This is a genomic window from Pseudolysinimonas sp. (assembly GCF_031389465.1).
Taxonomy (GTDB): Bacteria; Actinomycetota; Actinomycetes; order Actinomycetales; family Microbacteriaceae; genus Pseudolysinimonas_A.
In genome coordinates, this window is sequence record NZ_JANMSQ010000198.1 from 1 (window position 1) to 3,782 (window position 3,782).

The 3,782-nt window shown below is 70.3% G+C and carries 5 protein-coding genes; 1 reads left to right on the forward strand and 4 read right to left on the reverse strand.

The features are described 5' to 3' along the window. On the forward strand, positions 1–756 hold a 756-nt coding region (locus tag RMO30_RS07940), incomplete at its 5' end, for a molybdopterin-binding protein (protein WP_309711676.1). Between the two features lie 6 nt (positions 757–762). Here RMO30_RS07940 and RMO30_RS07945 read toward each other — a convergent pair. The 4 genes from RMO30_RS07945 to RMO30_RS07960 all read right to left on the reverse strand — a co-directional run. Further along, positions 763–1,131, reverse strand: coding sequence for an FKBP-type peptidyl-prolyl cis-trans isomerase (locus tag RMO30_RS07945; RefSeq protein WP_309711677.1), 369 nt, complete (start codon positions 1,129–1,131; stop codon positions 763–765). Positions 1,132–1,229: 98 nt separating this feature from the next. After that, the gene (gene rpe / locus RMO30_RS07950; RefSeq protein WP_309711680.1) at positions 1,230–1,892 is read right to left on the reverse strand and encodes a ribulose-phosphate 3-epimerase; all 663 of its coding nucleotides are present in this window, start codon (positions 1,890–1,892) and stop codon (positions 1,230–1,232) included. Further along, the gene (locus tag RMO30_RS07955) at positions 1,889–3,262 is read right to left on the reverse strand and encodes a transcription antitermination factor NusB (protein ID WP_309711682.1); all 1,374 of its coding nucleotides are present in this window, start codon (positions 3,260–3,262) and stop codon (positions 1,889–1,891) included. Before RMO30_RS07955 ends, rpe begins: the two co-directional genes overlap by 4 nt. Continuing rightward, a partial coding sequence (locus RMO30_RS07960) for a methionyl-tRNA formyltransferase (RefSeq protein ID WP_397427910.1) occupies positions 3,259–3,782 on the reverse strand: 524 nt, incomplete at its 5' end. The genes RMO30_RS07960 and RMO30_RS07955, both read right to left, overlap by 4 nt.

Here is a 3,782-nt window from a genome sequence, read left to right on the forward strand (position 1 = left end):
CCCCCGGCAGAGGAGGCCAGAGTCGGGGAACTCCTCGTGGCGGCCGGCATCCGGCTCTCCCCCGCGCATCTTGCCCTCGCCGCCGCCGCAACCGCCGACCGACTCGAGGTCGCGCTGCGCCCGAGCGTCACGACGGTGTTCACGGGCGACGAGGTCGTGCTCGACGGCGTACCCGAGGCTGGCTTCGTGCGGGACAGTTTCGGCGCGACGATTCCGGCCATTCTCGGGATGCTCGGCGCCGCTCCTACCCGAACCCTGCGAGTCGGAGACGACCGGGATGCGACAGTAGCCGCGCTGCGCGACGCCGACACCGATCTCGTGGTGACAACCGGAGGTACCGGTGGGTCGCATGCCGATCACGTTCGCCGCGCGCTCGACGACCTCGGCGCCGACTACCTCGTGCCCGGCTTGGCGTCGCGTCCGGGTGGACCGACTCTGCTCGCGCGCCTCCCCGACGGGCCACTCGTGCTCGGGCTGGCGGGAAATCCGCTCGCCGCGATGCTCGGGTTGTTATCGCTGGGCGACGTGCTGATCGCCGGCTTCACGGGCCGCGTGATCGATCCGCTAGTGACAGTCCCGGTGCCAGCTTCGGTGAAACGGCATCCCGAAGCCACCCGTCTCGTGCCCGTACGTGCCGGGCTCGATGAGGTCGAGTGGACGGGGGCCGCCATGATGCGCGGACTCGCGGCCGCGACCGGCGTGCTGGTGGTGCCGCCGGTCGGCGACGGCGAGGTGTTGCCGCTGCCCTGGACTTAGGCGGAGTCAGGCGACGCCGAGCAGGTCGATCACGAAGACGAGCGTGCGGCCCGAGAGGCGGTGTCCGCCACCCGCGGGACCGTACGCCCACGCAGGCGGACACACGAGCTGGCGGCGACCGCCGACCTTCATGCCTGGGATGCCTTCTTGCCACCCACGCACGAGCCCGTTCAACGGGAACTCGATCGACTCTCCGCGGTTCCACGAGGAGTCGAACTCCTCGCCGGTCTCGAAGTCGACGCCCACATAGTGCACGGTCACCCGTGCGCCCGCGGTGGCTTCGGCGCCATCACCTACCTCGATGTCGGTGCTGACGAGTTCGGTCGGGGCGGGGCCTTCGATGAAGTCGATCTCAGGCTTGGTCTTCTCGCTCATGACTCCAGTCAAGCAGACCCACCGCTTCGGCTATCTGCCCAAGATGGCTAACTTAGACGCACGAAAATCCGCCATGTTGGGCAGATAGCCAATCGCGATCAGTGGGCGTGCCGTTCGGCCGCCGCACGGAGGTCGGCGATTGCGGTCTCGACATCGGCTGCACCGTACACGGCCGACCCGGCGACGAAGGTGTCGGCGCCTGCTTCGGCGGCCTGCCCGATCGTGTCGAGGGCGATGCCACCGTCGACCTGAAGCCACACGTCGATTCCTGCCGCGTCGATCGCGGCGCGGGCCGCAGCCACCTTGGGCATCATGTCGGCCATGAAGCCCTGGCCGCCGAAGCCCGGCTCGACGGTCATCACGAGCACTTGATCGAATTCGGGCAGCAGTTCCAGGTAAGGCTCCAGCGCGGTGCCGGGCTTGACGGCGATGCCGGCCCGCGCGCCGATCTCCCGTAGCCGCCGGGCGAGGGCAACCGGAGCGTCCGTCGCCTCCGCATGAAAAGTCACCGAGAAAACGCCGAGTTCGGCGTAGCCGGGAGCCCAGCGGTCGACGTCGGAGATCATCAGATGCACGTCGAGCGGGATGGACGCGACCGCCTGCAACCGGCCGACCATCTGCGGGCCAAAGGTGAGGTTCGGCACGAAGTGGTTGTCCATGACGTCGACGTGCACGGCATCGGCCGTCGCGATGCGCACGACGTCGGCTTCGAGGTTCACAAAATCAGCCGCAAGGATGCTGGGCTGGATGCGGGCGCTCACGCGTCCACCTTAGAGAGCAGCTGCACGAACATCGCATCCGTGCCGTGGGTGTGCGGCCACAGTTGCACCGCCGGCCCGACGCCCGGCCCGAGGTCGCTGGTCGCGATCGTCGCCGCGACGGCCCGAGTGTCGACGGCGGTGAGCCCCGGATGCCGCTTGAGCACGCGGGCGACCGCCGCGCGAGTCTCATCGGGATGCGGCGAGCACGTCACATAGGCGAGCAGGCCGCCGGGCGCGAGGGCCGCGACAGCGGCATCCAGCAGTCGGGTCTGGAGGGCAACAAGACCCGGGATATCGGCGGGCCGCTTCCGCCACCGAGCTTCGGGGCGACGACGGAGGGCGCCGAGTCCGGTGCACGGCGCATCGAGAAGGATGCGATCGAATCCGCCCGGATCGGTCGTCGCGAAGCGCGCGGCATCGCCCTCGACAACCTGAGGTGCCGGTTTGAAGACCGCGAGGGCGCGCCGAACCAGGCCCGCGCGTGCCGGAATGAGTTCGTTCGCCACCAGCTCGGCCCCGCCGAGACGCGCTTCAGCGACGAGCAGCGCCGCTTTGCCACCCGGCCCGGCGCACATGTCGAGCCAGCGCTCCCCCGGCGTGACCTCGCGTGCCCGGCTGAGGATCAGCGCCGCGAGTTGTGACCCCTCGTCTTGCACCCGCGCCGTCCCCGCCGCTACAGCTGGAACAGCAGCCGGATCCCCGCCGAGAGCGCGCACGGCCGTCGGCGCGATGACGCCCGGCTCCCCAATCTCGGCGACCTCAACCAACCCGGGCAGCGCGACGAGCGACACGGCCGGCGCAACGTTGTCGGCGGCCAGCAGCTCTTCCAACTCTTCAACCCGCCCGTCGGCGTCAAGCCCGCGACGCAGTGCGTCGACGACCCACTCGGGGTGCGAGTACTCGGCCGCGAGTTTCGCGTCACCACTGAGATCTTCGGTGACGCGGGCATCCCACTCGTCCGGTGTTGAGCGCGCCACCGTGCGCAGCACGCCGTTGACGAAGCCGGTCGCCCGGCGCGGAGCGAGCGCGACCGTGTCGCCGACGGCAGCGTGGGGCGGGATGCGGGTCGCGAGCAACTGGTGCACGCCGAGGCGCAGCACGTCGAGCACGACCGGGTCGATCGCGTCGACCTCCCGATTTGCCGCCAGGCGGATGATGCGGTCGTAGCGACCCTGCATCCTCAACGTGCCGTACGTCAGCTCGGTGGCGAGGGCGGCATCCTCAGTGCTCAGATTTGCTTGCGCGATGCGGGCGGGCAGCAACAGGTTCGCGTACGCGTCATCGTCGCGGACGGCCGCCAACACTTCGGCGGCGACCTTGCGCGCGGGGGCGGCTCGCCCCGTCGTGCCCGCTCCGTGCTTGGCGTTCACCGGCTGCGACCCCGCCACCAGTCGGCGGCGGCCATCGCCCGCTTGCCGGCGGGCTGAACCGTCACCAGGTGCAGGGGGTCGGTTGCAGTGCCGACGAGCAGCCGTCCGGCCCGGAGGTCGAACTCGCCCGGCGCAAGCGCGGTGTCGCCGTGAGCGATGGCGGCATCGAGAACCTTGAGTCGCTCGGCGCCGTCGTCGAGCAGCGCGAAAGCCCCCGGCTCGGGAGTGGTGCCGCGGATGCGGGCATCCAGTTCCGCGGCCGACCGCGACCAGTCGAGGCGGCCGTCACCCAGGTCGAGTTTCGGGGCGAGCGTCACCTCACCCGCCTGCTCCACCGCGCGCGCGGTTCCGGCGTCGAGGTCGTCGACAACCGAGGTCAACAGGCCGGCTCCGCGTTCGGAAAGCACCTCGAGCAGGTGTCCGGCGGTCTGGTTGCGCCCGATCGGGTGCTCGAACGTCGCGAAGACCGGCCCCGCATCGAGTTCTGCGACCAACTGGAACACCGCGGCCCCGGTCTCGG